General features: G+C 61.3%; 13 protein-coding genes. 6 read left to right on the top strand and 7 right to left on the bottom strand.

The annotated features are described in order from the left end of the window. The first annotated feature begins 11 nt into the window (after nucleotides 1–11). The 3 genes from ggt to ABC383_RS23650 all read left to right on the top strand — a co-directional run bounded on the left by ggt (nucleotide 12) and on the right by ABC383_RS23650 (nucleotide 3659). A complete protein-coding gene (gene ggt / locus ABC383_RS23660; protein WP_413017808.1) occupies nucleotides 12–1688 on the top strand; it encodes a gamma-glutamyltransferase in 1677 nt (558 codons plus the stop codon). Nucleotides 1689–1757: 69 nt separating this feature from the next. Next, nucleotides 1758–3080: an amidohydrolase family protein gene (locus tag ABC383_RS23655; RefSeq protein ID WP_413017807.1), complete on the top strand. Its 1323-nt coding sequence runs from the start codon at nucleotides 1758–1760 to the stop codon at nucleotides 3078–3080. A gap of 30 nt (nucleotides 3081–3110) precedes the next feature. Further along, nucleotides 3111–3659, top strand: a complete 549-nt coding sequence (locus ABC383_RS23650) for a DUF1097 domain-containing protein (protein ID WP_413017805.1) — start codon at nucleotides 3111–3113, stop codon at nucleotides 3657–3659. Between the two features lie 89 nt (nucleotides 3660–3748). Here ABC383_RS23650 and ABC383_RS23645 read toward each other — a convergent pair whose 3' ends face one another. From ABC383_RS23645 to ABC383_RS23620, 6 genes are all read right to left on the bottom strand, one after another. Next, a complete protein-coding gene (locus ABC383_RS23645; protein WP_413017803.1) occupies nucleotides 3749–5395 on the bottom strand; it encodes an acyl-CoA synthetase in 1647 nt (548 codons plus the stop codon). A gap of 91 nt (nucleotides 5396–5486) precedes the next feature. Beyond that, complete coding sequence (locus tag ABC383_RS23640) at nucleotides 5487–6347, bottom strand: isocitrate lyase/PEP mutase family protein (protein WP_413017801.1); 861 nt, start codon at nucleotides 6345–6347, stop codon at nucleotides 5487–5489. Continuing rightward, nucleotides 6344–7465: a TauD/TfdA family dioxygenase gene (locus tag ABC383_RS23635; RefSeq protein ID WP_413017799.1), complete on the bottom strand. Its 1122-nt coding sequence runs from the start codon at nucleotides 7463–7465 to the stop codon at nucleotides 6344–6346. Before ABC383_RS23635 ends, ABC383_RS23640 begins: the two co-directional genes overlap by 4 nt. Before the next feature lie 26 nt (nucleotides 7466–7491). Beyond that, on the bottom strand, nucleotides 7492–8490 hold the full coding sequence (locus ABC383_RS23630; RefSeq protein ID WP_413017797.1) for a tripartite tricarboxylate transporter substrate binding protein: 999 nt from the start codon (nucleotides 8488–8490) through the stop codon (nucleotides 7492–7494). A 207-nt stretch (nucleotides 8491–8697) separates the two neighbouring features. After that, nucleotides 8698–9450, bottom strand: coding sequence for a GntR family transcriptional regulator (locus ABC383_RS23625; protein WP_413017795.1), 753 nt, complete (start codon nucleotides 9448–9450; stop codon nucleotides 8698–8700). A 130-nt stretch (nucleotides 9451–9580) separates the two neighbouring features. Continuing rightward, complete coding sequence (locus ABC383_RS23620; RefSeq protein WP_413017793.1) at nucleotides 9581–10504, bottom strand: hypothetical protein; 924 nt, start codon at nucleotides 10502–10504, stop codon at nucleotides 9581–9583. 237 nt (nucleotides 10505–10741) lie between these two features. Between ABC383_RS23620 and ABC383_RS23615 the strand changes: the two genes are divergently transcribed. Continuing rightward, the gene (locus tag ABC383_RS23615; RefSeq protein WP_413017792.1) at nucleotides 10742–11269 is read left to right on the top strand and encodes a DUF3237 domain-containing protein; all 528 of its coding nucleotides are present in this window, start codon (nucleotides 10742–10744) and stop codon (nucleotides 11267–11269) included. A 250-nt stretch (nucleotides 11270–11519) separates the two neighbouring features. Continuing rightward, nucleotides 11520–12704 (top strand): ABC transporter substrate-binding protein, encoded by a 1185-nt coding sequence (locus tag ABC383_RS23610; RefSeq protein ID WP_413017790.1) that lies wholly within the window; start codon nucleotides 11520–11522, stop codon nucleotides 12702–12704. Nucleotides 12705–13036: 332 nt separating this feature from the next. Here ABC383_RS23610 and ABC383_RS23605 read toward each other — a convergent pair whose 3' ends face one another. After that, nucleotides 13037–13930, bottom strand: coding sequence for a metallophosphoesterase (locus tag ABC383_RS23605; protein WP_413017788.1), 894 nt, complete (start codon nucleotides 13928–13930; stop codon nucleotides 13037–13039). Between the two features lie 296 nt (nucleotides 13931–14226). Between ABC383_RS23605 and ABC383_RS23600 the strand changes: the two genes are divergently transcribed. Continuing rightward, nucleotides 14227–15450: a CaiB/BaiF CoA transferase family protein gene (locus ABC383_RS23600; RefSeq protein WP_413017786.1), complete on the top strand. Its 1224-nt coding sequence runs from the start codon at nucleotides 14227–14229 to the stop codon at nucleotides 15448–15450.

Here is a 15450-nt window from a genome sequence, read left to right as displayed (position 1 = left end):
CGAGAAGCGAAATGGAAAATACCGATCTGCAAGAACCGATTTCCCCGCTGGCCCGCAGCGACAGCGCCCGGCCAGCGTCCGCTGGGCCGAAGCAACCAGCCCGTTCGCGGCATGGCATGGTCACGAGCCCCCACGCGCTGGCGTCGCAAGCCGGCCTCGATATCCTCAAGGCTGGCGGCAATGCGGTTGAAGCGGCAATTGCGATCGGCGCCTGCCTGTCAGTCACCTATCCGCACTTCACCGGCCTCGGCGGCGATGCCTTCATGCTGATCGGCGATGCTGCCGGCAAGGTGCTGACGGTCTCCGGCATCGGCCAGGCCCCTGCGCAACTGCCGTCCTGGCTCGGCACCCTGCAAACCATCCCGCAGCGCGGCCCGATGTCGATGCTGACGACGGCCGGCAATGTCGATGCGATGGGGCAGGCATTCGAATTGAGCCGCGACCAGTTGCGTGGCACGTTGTCATGGGCTTCCCTGCTGCAGCCGGCGGTTACCCTTGCCCGGGAAGGATTTCCCTATACGGCTTCCGGCGATTTCTGGCTCAATTTCCGCGCCGATGACATGCATGAATTGCCTGGCGTCGCGCGCCACTTCCATCCAGTCGGGGTTGGGAGCGCCAAAAGCGTGGCAGGCCAGTTGTTGCGCCAGCCGCAACTGGCGCAGACGCTGGAAACCCTGGCCGAGCGTGGTCACCGGGATTTCTATGAGGGACGGCTGGCGCAGCGCCTGGCGCAGGGTTTGCGCGATGCGGGATCGGCATTGACCGCCGCCGACCTTGCCCGCACCCGGGCCCGGGTCGAGCCGCCGCTGGCGCAGCCTTACCGCGGCGGCCTGCTGCTGGCGCATCAGCCGCCAACCCAGGGCGTCACCACGCTCGAGATCATGGGCATACTCGAACGCTTCGATCTGGCGTCGGTGCGCGAGGGGAGTGCCGACTATTACCATCTGCTGGTGGAAGCGGTAAAGCTCGCGTTCACCGATCGCGACCGCTATCTGGCCGACCCCGAATTCAGCCCGGTGCCGTGCGCCGATCTGCTGGCCGCGGCCAGCCTCGATCGCGCCGCCTCGCGCATCAGCATGGCGCGCGCGCAGCCCTGGCCGCATGCATTCCGGCACGGCGACACGGTATATGTTGGCGTCGTCGACAGCATGGGAAATTCCGTCTCCATGCTGCAGACGATTTACTTCGACTGGGGCAGTGGCGTGATGGCCGGCGACACCGGCGTGCTCTGGCATAACCGGGGCGCGGCATTCTCGCTTGATCCGGCCCACCCGAATGCAATACGACCTGGCAAGCGTCCCTTCCATACCCTCAATCCCGGCATATACATGAAGGATGGCGCGCCGCGTATCCTGTACGGCACGCAGGGCGCCGATGGCCAGCCGCAAACCCTGGCGGCCATCCTCACGCGCATGATCGACTACGGGATGGACCCGCTTTCCGCGCTGGCGCGGCCGCGCTTTTTGCTGGGACGCACCTTTTCCGACAGCCGCGATACGCTGAAGCTGGAAGCAGACGCCGGCGCCGATGTGTTCGGCGAACTGAGCCGGCGCGGACATGAAATCGGCATGCTGCCAGCGCAAAGCCCGCTTGCGGGCCAGCCTGGCGCGATCATGATCGACCGGGCGCAAGGCTGGATCAGCGGGGCGCATGACCCGCGCAGCGACGGGCGCGCGCTCGGACTCTAACCGCAGCCAACTGCCCAAAGAAGGCAGGGCTGCATCCCTTGGAATCACGATAAATTGAAGGAGACAGGCATGAAAGTCGATTTGCTGATCAGACGGGTATGCGTCGATGACGACCGTCCGCTGGTGGATATCGCCATCCGGGACGGGCGCATCGCTGCGATCGAGGCTGGCATCGAAGTGGACGCGGCGCAGGAAATCGATGCCGCTGGACGGGCCGTGATTCCCGGCCTCGTCGAGCCGCATATGCACCTCGAGAAGGCGCTGCTGCACAGGCGCCTGCCGCCGACGCAGGGAACGCTGGAGGAAGCGATCCGCGTCACCGGCATTCTGAAGAGCCGGCAGGAGCGGCATGATGTGCTGGAGCGCTCGCGTACGGTGCTCGACATGGCGGTCAGAAACGGCACCGTCGCCATCCGTGCCCATCCGGATGTCGACCTGATCCAGGGCCTGATCGGCGTCGAAACACTGCTGGAGCTGCGTGAGGAATACAGGGACCTGCTCGACATCCAGGTCGTCGCCTTTCCGCAGGAAGGCATCATCAAGTCGCCGGGAACCATAGCGCTGATGGAGGAAGCGATGGGCATCGGCGCGGACGTGGTCGGCGGTTGTCCCTACAATGAGCTGAACTGGGACGATACCGTGCGCCACATCGATGCAGTCTTCGAAATGGCGCAAAAGCATGACGCCGATATCGACATGCATGCCGATTTTTCTGACGAAGCGACGGACCAGCGCTTTGCCGCTGCCGGATACATTGCGCAAAAGACGATAGACAGCCGCTTCCAGGGACGCGTGTCGCTCGGTCATGTCACGAGCCTGGGCGCGCTTGATCCTGAAGAACTCAAGCCGGTGCTCCAGCTGCTGCGCGAAGCAGAGATCAGCATCGTTACCTTGCCCGCGACTGATCTGTATCTCGGCGGTCGCAATGACCAGAAGAATCCAAGGCGTGGGCTGACACCGGTGCGGGCACTGCAAGGGGCCGGTGTCAACGTCGCTTATTCATCCAACAATATCCGCAATGCATTCACGCCCTTCGGCAATGCCGACATGCTGTTGATCGGCAATCTGCTGGCACATGCAATTTCCTACGGCACGCCGGAACACCAGGCCGCGATCCTTGGCATGGCGACCGGGAATGCTGCGCGCGCGATCGGAATCGACGGCAGTTACGGGATTGCGGTGGGCAGGCAGGCTGACCTGGTGATCCTGGATACCGCCCGGGTAGCCGACGCGCTGCTGGATATACCCGCACGCTCCTGGGTCATCAAACGCGGAAAGATAACCGTGGTTACCAGGCACACCTGCGACATCCATCGCCACGGCTGCAAGTGCCCGGCGCATGGTGAAAGCACAGCGGAGAACAAGCAAGGTTCCAGCGCAGCAAACGCTTGATATCGGCAATGACATAATCAGGAGACAAACATGAAAAAGCTACCTCACGAAGTCGTCGCATCACTGCTCGCCGTCACTACCGTGCTCATGGCTCAACTGCCCTGGCACCTGCCAGTCTGGGCCATCTTCATCAGCTGGGCCGGCACATTCGCAATGGGAGGTCCGAGCGCTGCGAACCTGAAACGCATCTGGCCGGTGCTCCCGATCGGCGCCATTGCCGGCTTTCTCGTTGTCACAGGATTCGGCCTGGCTGCAAAAACCTTTTCGGGTAACGGCCTGTTGGTCGCCGAGATGGTGATCCTGTTCTGCCTGAACTGCGGCATGATGATGATGGCTCGCCTGCCGGGCCTGGGCTTCATTCCCGGCATGTTCTTTGGCTTCGCATCGTTTTTCGCGACCATGTTCGGCGGCTTTGGCCCGATGCCAAAGGACCCTTTCAGTGCCCTGTGCATCGCCGCGCTGATGAATGCGATCGGACCGTTGTATGCCTGGATAACTGCCAATTTCTCGGTTCGGCACGTTCCGCATGAGAAAGCGTTTCCGGCGGTTCCTCTCAATGAATTGGGACAGAAAGTTTGAGCGAAGGATCCAGCAGTCGTTCGGGCAAGGGTGACACAGTCATGCGCCGCCCTACCTGAACGAGAACCGAACGCCGCGAGACGTGCGGCTCAGACGTCGATCGCCTTCACCGAGCCGGCCTTCTGCCTCAGCTCGAATTTCTGTATCTTGCCGGTGGATGTTTTCGGCAGTTCGCCAAACTGCACGGTGCGGGGCACCTTGAACCCCGCCAGGCTCTTTCTGCAATGCGCGATGATGTCGGCGGCCGTCGTCTGCGCGCCCGGTCGCAATTCAACGAATGCGCATGGTGTCTCGCCCCATTGCGCATCCGGCTTGGCCACCACCGCCGCGGCGAGCACATCCGGATGGCGGTAAAGCACATCCTCGACTTCGATCGATGAAATGTTTTCGCCGCCGGAGATGATGATGTCCTTGCTCCTGTCCTTGATCTTGATGTAGCCATCGGGATGGGAAACGGCAAGGTCGCCGCTGTGAAACCAGCCGCCGGCAAAGGCTTCCGCGGTGGCAGCCGGGTTTTTCAGGTAACCCTTCATCACGATATTTCCCCTGAACATGATCTCGCCCATGGTGGTGCCGTCCGCCGGGACCGGCATCATGGTCAGCGGGTCGATCACCCGTACCTCTTGCTGCAGGTGATAGCGCACGCCCTGGCGCGCATTCAGCGCGGCCCGCTCGGCTATGTCCAGTTCGCTCCATTGCGCCTGCTTTGCGCAGACGACGGCCGGCCCGTACACCTCGGTGAGGCCATAGACATGGGTCAGGTCAAAACCCATGCGTTCCATGCCCTCGATCATGAAAGCCGGCGGCGCCGCCCCGGCAACCATGGCCTGGATGCCGGGCGGGACGCCCGCCTTCATCGCCTCGGGCGCATTGACCAGCAGGCCGTGGACGATGGGGGCGGCGCAATAGTGCGTCACGCCATGCTCGCGCATCGCATCGAAGATCGCCTGCGCCTCCACTTTACGCAGGCAGACATTGACGCCGGCCCTGGCGGCCAGCGTCCACGGAAAGCACCAGCCGTTGCAATGGAACATGGGCAGGGTCCAGAGGTAGACCGCGTGCTTGGGCATGTCCCATTCGAGGATGTTGGAAACCGCGTTGAGCGCCGCGCCGCGGTGATGATAGACCACGCCCTTCGGGTTGCCGGTCGTTCCGCTGGTGTAATTGAGCGAGATCGCATCCCATTCATCCGCCGGGCCGGTCCATGCGTGGTCGGCATCGCCGCTGCTGACGAACGCTTCGTAGGTCGTGCTGCCGATGGGGCGCGATGCGCCCGCATACAGGGCGTCTTCCGCATCGATCACCAGCAGGGGAGAACTGCTGGTGCGCAGCTTGATTGCCCTTTCCATGACCTGCGAGAATTCCGGGTCCACGATGACGGCCCTGGCTTCGCCATGGTCCAGCATGTGGGCAATCGCTTCGGCGTCGAGCCGGGTATTGAGGGCATTGAGCACCGCGCCCGCCATAGGCACGCCGAAATGGACCTCCATCATCGGCGGCGTGTTGGGCAGCATCACGGCGACAGTATCGTTCCTGCCTATGCCGTGCCGCGCCAGCGCGCTGGCCATCTGCCGGCAGCGGCAATATACCTCGCCCCAGGTCCGCCGCAGCGCGCCATGCACCAGGGCAAGCCGGTCGGGATAGACGCTTGCTGCGCGCTCGATGAACGAGAGCGGCGTCAGCGGCGCGTGGTTGGCTTCATTCCGTGCAAGATCCTGATTGAATAGTGAGGTCATGGCGCCTTTCCTTGAGCAATTGAGAAAGCGGATGGAGTTGAGCCATGGCGTCGCATGACGCCATGACAGTGGTCATGATGCCACGGCGCTCCTAGTCCTCCGCATGCCGCCTGTCAAAGTCCCAGACCGCCTCGAATCCCATCATCTTGCTGAAGGCCATGAAGTCGGCCATCGGCGCCGGGTTGTCCAGCGAGCTGCGCGTGCGGTGCAGATGGCCGTACGCGGTCTCGAGCGCATGACCGGCCGACAGGAAGCCCAGGGCGGGATAGATTGCGAGCGCGAAGCCCATTTCTTCCAGCACCTTGGGCGGCAGCACCGGCGTGCGGCCGGATTCGACAATGTTGACCAGCAGCGGCAAGTCGAAGGTCGCGCCTATCTTCGCCAGTTCTTCCTCGCTCTCCGGCGACTCGACGAACAGCACGTCCGCGCCGGCCTTGGCATAGGCCTCCGCCCGGCGCAGCGCCTCATCCAGCCCCAGCGTAGTCCGGGCGTCGGTCCGGGCAATGATCAGCATGTCGCCGCTGCGTGCCTCGACCACCACCTTGATTTTCCTGACCATGTCCGCAACCGGGATCACCCGCCGCCCGGGCGTATGGCCGCACTTCTTGGGAAATTCCTGGTCTTCCAGCTGTATGGCCCCGGCGCCGGCGGCTTCATATCCCTTCACCGTATGCGCGACGTTGAGCAGGCCGCCATACCCGGTGTCTCCATCGCAGATGATGGGCGTGTTCGACATGGCGCACATCGCGCGCACCCGGTCCACCATGTCGGTATAGCTCGCCAGTCCGGCGTCGGGCAGCCCGAGGTAGGATGCGACCGTGCCATAGCCCGTCATGTACAGTGCCTCGAAGCCCATCCTGTCGGCGATGCGCATCGAAATCATGTCGTAGATGCCCGGCGCCGCGATCAGCCGGCCCTTCCGCAGCATGTCCTTCAGCGATGTTTTCCTCATGCCTGTGCTCCCTCGTATTCGTTGCGGTCCTGGTAGACGCGGAATTGCATGCCGTGATGAGCCGCCATGCGTTCCTCGAAGGATTCCACTTCCGGTGTGATATTGACGCCGCGGAATCCGCCCCGCACCGCGCAGGCGTCCACGTCCTTGTAGGCCGATTTCCACGAGGCGGGCAGGGGCTGGGCATCCGGCAGCGACAGCCATAGCCTGAGCAGGTGGCGCTTGCGGTCCGGCTCTTCGTGGTCCACATAATCGGTGCGCGAGTGGAGGATGATGTGATTGTTAATGAGCTGCACGTCGCCGGCTTCAAAGTTCATCCGGAAGCACACTTCGGGACGTGCCAGCACCGCGTCGAAGTAATCCAGCGCCTCGATCTGCTTCTCGGACAGGCGCGGCACTTCGGGGAAGCTCAGCTGCGCCGACTTGATATGGTTGCGGATGTGGCGGCATGCGAAGTGGCCCTGATGGTTGCCCAGGATGGCCGCCTGGTAGTAGGGCGGCTCTTCGGCCGCTTGCTCGCCCTGGCGGCTGAAGGTGAACGGCTCATACAGCAACTGCAGCAGGTCCGGTCGTTCCTCCAGCATGATGTTGTGCGCAGTAATCGAGCTGGCGATCAGGCTCTCGCCGCCGGAAACCGAGGTGCGCAGCACCATCAGGCCGACAATATCGCTGCCGTCGGCATGGAAGTCGAGTGCGGACTTCGTGTTGTAGCCGCGGCCCTGCGTGCTGCGGTAGGTGCCGCCGGCATCGCGCACATCGGACATGAACTGGCTCTGCTTGCCCTGCGGCCGTGGCACGCCGAGGTGCAGGCCCAGGCCCCAGAAGAAAAGCCGGGAGTCCTCGATCGACCAGCGCTCGACCGGGAAGCCGCGCAGCATCTGGAAGCCGCGCCCCTGCTGCGTCGCCGGGATGCAGCTTTTCAGGCGCTGCATCGCCGACTCGCCGAACGGGAAGTCTTGCGGGACAAGGTCATACAGGGATTTGCCGCAGTGTCGCGCATGCTGCAGTCCCGTCTCGAAATCGGCCAGTTCCTGCTCGGACAGCCGGACGGCCCAACTCTGGTCGTTTTGAAGGTCCGCGGCCATCCAGCCGCGTGGCGCAGTGATAGGGGTAATCATGAGAGAGCTCCGTGATAAGGGTAAGGTCATTCGGCTTTCAGGCCGACATCGGCGACCAGGTGCTGCCAGAACTGGTAATCCTTCTGCACCTGCTGCGCGGTTTCGGTAACGGGGGCGCCCACCGGCACCGCAGCCTGGGCGGCCAGGAGCTCGACCATTTCGGGGGTATGGATGGTCGCCGTGATTTCTTTCTGGAGGTATTCCAGCACCGGGCGCGGCGTGCCCGCCGGCGCGAACAGGCTGTAATCGGTGTAGGCTTCGAAATCCTTGGCGCCGGACTCCATCATGGTGGGCACGTTCGGCAGCGCATCCGTGCGTTTCGCCCCGGTTACCGCTAGCGCGCGCAGCCGGCCGGAGGTGATGAACTGTTTGGCCGTCAGCACGCTGGTCACGCCGATGGTGGTGACGCCCGACACCACGTCGGTCATTAGCGGCGCGCCGCCCTTGTAGGGCACATGGACCGGCTCGACGCCCTGCGACTTCACATACATCGCGCCGACCAGGCGCGTCATGTTTTCCGAGCTTCCATAGGAATACTTTTCCGGATTCTTGCGCATCATCTCGGTGAGCTCCTTCACGCTATGTGCCGGGACATCGGAGCTGACCACCACCACCAGCGGCGACGTGGCGACCTTGGTAATGGGCGTCAGGTCCTTGAACGTATCGTAGGGCAGCTTCTTCATCAGCAGCGGATTGAGCAGATGCGTGTTGACGACCAGGACCATCGTGCTGCCGTCCGGCGGCGATTTGGCAACGAGATCAGTGCCTATCACACCGTTTGCCCCCGGCTTGTTTTCGACCACGATGGTGCGATTCAGACGCGTGCGCAGCCGGTCGGCCAGGTGGCGCGCAACGATGTCGGTGCCACCGCCGGCCGAGTAGGGCACCACGAGACGCATAGGCTTGTCAGGCAAGGGGCTCTTTGCGTCGCCCTGCGCATGCGCGTGCGGCGCGAGGACGGCCAGCGCGGCAGCGGCCAGCCCGGCTCCGATGGAGTGAATGGTCAGACGTCTTGCGGCATTCATACAGTCTCCTTACGTTTTTATAGAGCAGCCCTTTTTCACGGGGCCGGTTGCTGATGCGTCGCCGATGCCATTCCCTCAAGAGGCGCGGCGCTCCTTTGATACCCGGTGTGCAAAACGTGTGGCGAAGCAAGCCGAGGGACGGCGTCCCTGGGCACTTGAACCTTTTCTGAAGCCTTGGACCAGGATGGCCATCCCGGTCGTGATTTCTTACATCGTGCGCTGCGGCGCCAGGCGCACGTCCATCTGATAAGTGAAAGAGGCAGCCGGATGGACGGTGCGCGTCACTTCCAGCAGCTGCATCTGCTTGCCGTAATAGCGACGCGTAATCACAAGGACCGGCTGGTCGCGCTCTATGCCCAGGATCAGCGCTTCCTTCTCGGCTGGCATCGCGGCGGCAATCTCCTGCTTGATCTCCACAATCAGTGCGCCAGTCTTTTCAATCTGCGTGAAGATCGGCATTTCATGGTGGGGAAAGTCGCCGAGTGTGAGGCCGATGTCGTAGGGCACGAATACATCGGCCAGCGTCACCGGCAGGTCATGTTCCATCGCAGTGCGCAGCATCACCAGGTGCCACCAGCGGTCCCCCGCGCGGCCGCCGACGCGCTGGCTGAAGCCCGCATCCGCGACGACCTCTGCCCGTTCCAGCATCTCGAACCGCGTGGTCTTGGTGTACTGCAGCAAGTCTTCGACGCTAGTGAACGACTGCGTATAGTGGGCATCCACCTGGCTTGCGCGCACTACGCTGCCGACGCCCGGCTGGCTGCTGATCAGGCCCAGTTCCTGGAGCGTACGCAGCGCTGCCCTGACGGTATGGCGACTTACTTCAAAGCGCGTCGACAGGTCTGCCTCGGACGGCAATATCTCGCCGACGTGAAAGACGCCATGCGCTATTTCATTGGTCAATGTGCGCGCGATGACTGCGTGTTTCGCGCTTCCCATCGATATCGTTGCAGTCGACATGCCATCCCCCGTGCCGGCCTGTCGGCCGCGTCTAGTCTACTTGTGCATACCTGTACGTACAGGTTAGGCGCGTCTGCATTGCGTGTCAACCAGAAAATCGCCGATCGAGGACGCGATGCGCCCGGTTTGGCTAGCGCCTGTTCGCCGCAGACCAGGCCGACAGTTCGCGCAGCAGCAGCGCCAGGTCCTGATAGAGCAGTTTCACGGTCGCTTCCAGTTGGTCCAAGATGGCGTCGCGCGCCTGCAGGTCTTCTATCGTGTATTTGCCGCCTCTTCCAAAGATCAGCCCGGCGCGGCGGCGCTCTTCATCGGAATCCTGCGTGCCCAGCCGCCCGTCGGCCTTCCATTGCGCGACCAGCAGCCGGCTAAGTGGTGTGTCTACATTTCCGCCCCGGCTGTGGTTCAGGAATCGCCATATGGACGCAGGATATGCCGCGGACCCGTTCTCTCCATTCCACAGGTCGGTGAGCAGGTTGCGCTCATGTCGCAGCAATCCCGTCGGCGTATAGGACAGCGTGGCATATCCAGTTCCGGCCTGCGCCGACCCGCCGAGCACGTTGACGATATTGGCGGACGCGGCTTCCGGGCTGTGCAGCGCGATGCCGCCCGAAATGATGGCAGTGGCCGCTCCCAGCACCAGGCCAGCCACCGTAAAGCTGCGCAGGCGTTGCTCCTCCGCCTTCTGCAGCTGATTGCGCAGTTGACCGCTGCGCTCGTTTTCGCAATCTATTTCGCCCGTCACGCTGGCCACCTCCAGCATGGTGAGGGTGACCCGCTCCACGAGATTCTGGCGTGCTGTCAGCAGGCGTTCGAAAGGCAGGCTGTCATCCCTGGCATTGGCGATGACCATCAGTTCCGGCAAAACCCCGATCACGCTCGCGGTGTCGACAGCCGTCCTGGAGAAGGGAGAGACGGAGGGCAGGGGCAATGAGGAACTTCGATCTTCCTGGGTGTCTGCAGGCACTGGAAGCAGGCTCGCCACATGGGATGCGCGAGCACACGTGCCGTCCGGAAATGCCTGGAACGGCGCTTCATCCATGGCATTGCCGCTCATGCCTGCGCAACCTCCCAATGTGACGGTCAGGCAGAGAAAGGCGATGGAAACGCCCCTTGTCAAGCCGGGCTTGCGTGAGCGATTGGACTGCGGGGCACTGGGGGACAAAGGCGGCGGTATGGGCATGGCTCTTTCTGCTCGATGATTCCGCGTATTTTTCCATGCCAGTTTTTCGAGGTTATTGTTAGGGAACATAACAGTTGTTCAATATAATCAAGCTCGGCCGGGCGCAATGCCTTGCAAGACCTGACATACACCGGAGACCTGATCATGAATCCACCATCGAACGAGCTTTCGCCTGTTGCCATGCAAGCTCCGCCGCTACGCCGCCTGTGCCGTATCACGGCGCGCGTTGCGCCGCTGGTCTCGCTGGGAGAGGCTGCCTACGGCGAGCGGCGCTATGTCCCCATCATCGGCGGAGAGGTGGAGGGCGAAATGCTGTCGGGCGCAGTCCTCGCCGGCGGCACGGATTGGCAAATCCAGCGGCGGGACGGAACCCTGGACATCAGTGCACAGTATGTGATCCGCGCTGCCGACGGCGCATTGATCGAAGTGGAGAGCCGCGGCTACCGGCATGGCCCTGCCGACGTAATGGCCCGTCTGGCAAAGGGCGAACCGGTGTCGCCGGATGACTATTATTTCAGAACGGCGATGCGTTTCCAGACCGGCGCGCCGGCGTGGCAATACCTCAATTCCGTGCTGGCGATAGGTAAGGCGATGCGGCGGCCGGATGCGGCGGTGCTCGATGTGTTCCTGGTAGGCTAGCAGCGCCATGCGCATCGTTGGCGGGAAGCTTGCGGTTCCGGACCAGTGCATAGCTTGCCAGGCGCAGTGCTCCAAATGGTTTTTCCAGCATCCCCGACGTATTTCTACGCTCGGAGCTGGAAGCCATTGCCAGGCGCTGCAAGCGTCTGGCCGGCTTTGGCAAGAACCGCCTGCGTAGCCATGCCGCCCCGAGTGCCGTGTCGATCGGCGGTTTCAGCAAGATTTGATTAATAAGAGGAGACGCAAGCAAATGAACAAGAGCCAGGCAAACAGCCGCTTCAAATTGAAAGTGATTGCCGCCATGGTGCTGGCCGGAATGGGTGCGGCAGGCACTGCGCACGCAGACGTGACGATAGGCGTCATCCTGTCGCTCACCGGACCCGCAGCATCGCTAGGCAAGCCGGCTGAAAACACCATACGCATCTGGCCGGACCAGATCGGCGGCCAGAAGGTAAGACTGGTCGTCCTCAACGACAACAGCGATGCGACCGAAGCAGCCAAGCAGGCATCCAAGTTGATTACCGAAGAAAAGGTGGACGTCATTGTCGGCCCGTCGATCACCCCGCCATCGATCGCTGCGATGGAGGTTGCCGGCCGCAATGCAACGCCCATCATTGCGCTGGGCGGCGGCAATGTGATCATCGAGCCGCAGGAAGGTCCTCGCAAATGGGCATTCAAGATGGCTGCCCCGGAATCGCTTTCGGTCGACAAGGCTATTGAGCACATGAAGGCCAGCAACATCAGGAATGTAGCCATCATTGCCGTCACGACCAGTTATGGCGAAGGCTTCCTGAAGGCATTCAATGCACAGGCACAAACGGCAGGCGTCAAGGTCGTCGCGACGGAGCGCATCGGCGCTCAGGACGTGTCTGCGACTTCACAGGTTCTCAAGGTGCTCGCGTCGAATCCGGATGCGGTTTATATATTCAGCTTCGGCACGCCTGGCGCGACGCCGCATATTGAACTCGTCAAGCGCGGCTACAAGGGCGCGATTTACCAGACGCACGGGGTCGCCAATGCGGACTTCCTGCGTATTGGCGGCAAGGACGTTGAAGGCGCCTATATGGCCGTGGCGCCCGTGCTGGTCGCCGAGCAGCTTACGGCCGGCAATCCTATGAAAAAGCAGGGCGTCGAGTACGTGACGCAGTATGAAGGCAAGTACGGCCCGAATACCCGCTCCCAGTTTGGCTCGACCGCGTGGACTGCATTGAACTGGCTGCAGGCCACTGTGCCGGTGGCAATGAAGAAAGCGCAGCCCGGCACGGCAGAATTCCGCCAGGCCTTGCGGGATGCGCTTGAAGGGATGCATGAAGTGGTCAGTCCGGAAGGCGTCTTCAACATGAGCCCGGCAAACCACAATGGCCTGGATGCGCGCAGTCAGGTAATGGTACGGATAGACGGAGGCAAATGGAAATTAGTCGAAGACAAAAAATAAGGCCTCGATTAAGGCTGGAAAATTGGCGCTTAATGAATCAGGATCGCATCCTGGCTTCCATTGCTGGGTATTGCACTTGAAGGAATGTGGCATGTGGTCATTGGTCGTTCGTTATCCTGAACTTTCCGATGACCTTCCTTTGCGCGGGGGGGGAGGGGAGCGATGTTGCGCAGCGCATGCTGCTTGCGTCAGTACCAGGTACGGTCCGGCCCATATCCACGTGAACCTCGGCCCGGGATGACCCGGCGACGTGAACGCAGTGCTCAGGCGAGGCGTCCGCGAAGGCTGGCAACGTGCAAGCCGCATGGAGCGGGTGGCGTCTAGCCTGTTCGTCACGTATCGTGCGCAGGGCGAGCAGGTAGCGAAGCCGCACCCATCCGCGTATCCCTATCTGGCAGGTCGATGACGAACGTTTCCCGGAAGGCTGAATCTTCTCCCTTCTCGGGATAGCCGCGTGGATTGGCGACCACCCTGCAAGAAAACGGTTTGCCATCTCTGACCCCCGACGCCACAAAATCATTTGCGCAGTGCAAGTGACCGTGCATCCAGATATCGGACAAGGGCAATAAATCGTCCAGGGCATTGCAAAAGCCAGCGGTTCCTGGAGCTAAACCGTAGCGCGGGTCGGCGCTGTCCAGGGTGGGAGCAAAGTGGGTGACAGTGACTGTGATGCCTTCAAACGGCGCTGCCAGCGCGGCGCGCAGCCAGTGTTGACATTCGTGCGCAAGCGACCGAATATCTTCGGCCAGCATGGGCTTGCCGTTTCTTAAGGTGGTGTTCTTGCTGAGGTAAAAGTTGGCCGCCCGATAAGCCTTGTGCAGCGCCTTCTCTTGTTCGGCGATGGCGGATTTTAATCGTGACAGCGCTTCGAAGTCACTCCATAGGGTAGTTCCTATAAAGCGGGTTGTGCCTACGGTGATGGTTTCGCGTTCCAGCCATTCAATCCCGAGAATCTCGCATGTGGCACGCAACCTGCGGTAGGTAGCGTCGTAATCGAGTGCATCGAATTCATGGTTGCCGGGCAGGTAAAAAACACGCGGCCATTCTGCGGCAGGTCGGCGAGGCGAAAATCGGCTCAAGCCGAAGTCATCTCCCTTGAGTAAAGAGCCTTGCTGATAGGAACCCACGTCGCCCGCAAGGATGAGCAGATCCACTGCGGGAGCTGCACATGGCATAAAGTCGGGATAATTTTCAAGATGAAGATCGGAGATAAGCTGGATACGCATGCTCCGTATGTTAGCGTATCCAGAGCAAATCCCTAGTTAAGCTATACACCGCCTGCGCAAGCCGTTTCTGGCTCTTTGCATAATAAGTCGCCCAATATGAAAGAGCTTGGGGCCATTCGATACGCTCCATTAAGAGCCGAGTTCTGCCTCCTTCATGTAGAACCCGACATGAAAAGGCCTTGATACTTAATTCGTATCGGAAAACGTAAAACTAATATTGGACCGTCAGTTAAACGGTCGTCTATCCTTTGTCTCGCAACGCATGGCAATAACCGTAAAGAGGGGATAAAGGACCTATGAGAACCGCTCTGGGACATTTAAAGGTGATTGACCTTACACGCGTCCTGGCGGGACCGTGGGCCACACAGAATCTGGCCGACATGGGCGCCGATGTCATTAAAGTCGAGCGGCCGGGGATAGGTGACGACACCCGAAGCTGGGGACCGCCTTTCCTCAAAGACAGCGACGGCCGGAACACTACCGATGCGGCCTACTATTTCTGCACGAATCGCGGCAAGAAATCGATTACCGTCGATCTGGCTTCCGCCGAAGGGCAGCAGATCGTCCGCGACTTGGTACGCGATGCTGATGTATTGGTAGAGAACTATAAGGTCGGGACCCTGGCCCGCTACGGTCTCTCCTATGATGACCTGCGACTGCATAACCCGCGCCTGGTGTATTGCTCCATCACCGGTTTCGGTCAGGACGGCCCTTATGCATCGCGTCCTGGTTACGATTTCATATTCCAGGGTATGGGTGGACTAATGAGCATTACCGGACATGCCGATGGCGAACCGGGCGGCGGTCCTGTCAAAAGCGGCGTGGCGATTTCTGACCTCCTGACAGGTATGTACGCAACGACTGCGATCCTTGCAGCCCTAGAACATCGCAATGTCAGCGGTAAAGGCCAGTACATTGACATGGCCCTGCTGGACTGCATTGTTGCCATCAACAGCAATCAAGCTCTGAACTACTTCCTGTCCGGAAAAATTCCCCAGCGCATGGGCAATTCTCATCCCAACATGGTCCCTTATCAGGTGTTTCGCTGCAAAGAGGGAGATGTCATTGTGGCGGTGGGTAACGATACCCAGTACGTTGCGTTTTGCAATGTCATCGGCAGGCCGGAACTGGGGAGGGACCCGCGCTTCGCAACGGTCGCACAGCGTAATCTGAACCGCGGCGAGTTGATTCCGCAGGTCGCAGAAGCCATGCTGGCGCGCACCATGTCCGAATGGGTGGAGTGTATGGAAGCGGCAAACGTGCCCTGCGGCCCGATCAACAATCTGGAGCAGGTATTCGAGGATCCCCAGGTGCAGCACCGGCAAATGAAATTGACACTGCCGCACCCGGTAGCAGGCGAAATGGCCAATCTCGCCAACCCCATCCGTTTTTCCGATACACCAATCCGCTATGAACGTGCGGCCCCCACCTTGGGCGAACATACGGACGAAGTGCTCGCCACGCACCTGGGCATGCCGGTTGAACGGATAGCATCACTGAAAGCACGGGGCGTCATCTGA

Origin of the sequence: Noviherbaspirillum phoenicis (genome assembly GCF_047237965.1) — a bacterium.
Classification (GTDB): Bacteria; Pseudomonadota; Gammaproteobacteria; order Burkholderiales; family Burkholderiaceae_D; genus Noviherbaspirillum_A.
Note: the sequence above shows the minus strand (reverse complement) of the source record. Positions and strands in the feature narration are given on the sequence as shown.

Bases quoted from the DNA above. Each gene is read 5' to 3' on its own strand.
- ABC383_RS23620 (WP_413017793.1), bottom strand. From the start codon at position 10,504: ATGAGCGGCAATGCCATGGATGAAGCGCCGTTCCAGGCATTTCCGGAC.
- ABC383_RS23605 (WP_413017788.1), bottom strand. From the start codon at position 13,930: ATGCGTATCCAGCTTATCTCCGATCTTCATCTTGAAAATTATCCCGAC.
- ABC383_RS23655 (WP_413017807.1), top strand. From the start codon at position 1,758: ATGAAAGTCGATTTGCTGATCAGACGGGTATGCGTCGATGACGACCGT.
- ABC383_RS23630 (WP_413017797.1), bottom strand. From the start codon at position 8,490: ATGAATGCCGCAAGACGTCTGACCATTCACTCCATCGGAGCCGGGCTG.
- ABC383_RS23645 (WP_413017803.1), bottom strand. From the start codon at position 5,395: ATGACCTCACTATTCAATCAGGATCTTGCACGGAATGAAGCCAACCAC.
- ABC383_RS23625 (WP_413017795.1), bottom strand. From the start codon at position 9,450: ATGTCGACTGCAACGATATCGATGGGAAGCGCGAAACACGCAGTCATC.
- ABC383_RS23640 (WP_413017801.1), bottom strand. From the start codon at position 6,347: ATGAGGAAAACATCGCTGAAGGACATGCTGCGGAAGGGCCGGCTGATC.
- ABC383_RS23650 (WP_413017805.1), top strand. From the start codon at position 3,111: ATGAAAAAGCTACCTCACGAAGTCGTCGCATCACTGCTCGCCGTCACT.
- ABC383_RS23610 (WP_413017790.1), top strand. From the start codon at position 11,520: ATGAACAAGAGCCAGGCAAACAGCCGCTTCAAATTGAAAGTGATTGCC.
- ggt (WP_413017808.1), top strand. From the start codon at position 12: ATGGAAAATACCGATCTGCAAGAACCGATTTCCCCGCTGGCCCGCAGC.
- ABC383_RS23635 (WP_413017799.1), bottom strand. From the start codon at position 7,465: ATGATTACCCCTATCACTGCGCCACGCGGCTGGATGGCCGCGGACCTT.
- ABC383_RS23600 (WP_413017786.1), top strand. From the start codon at position 14,227: ATGAGAACCGCTCTGGGACATTTAAAGGTGATTGACCTTACACGCGTC.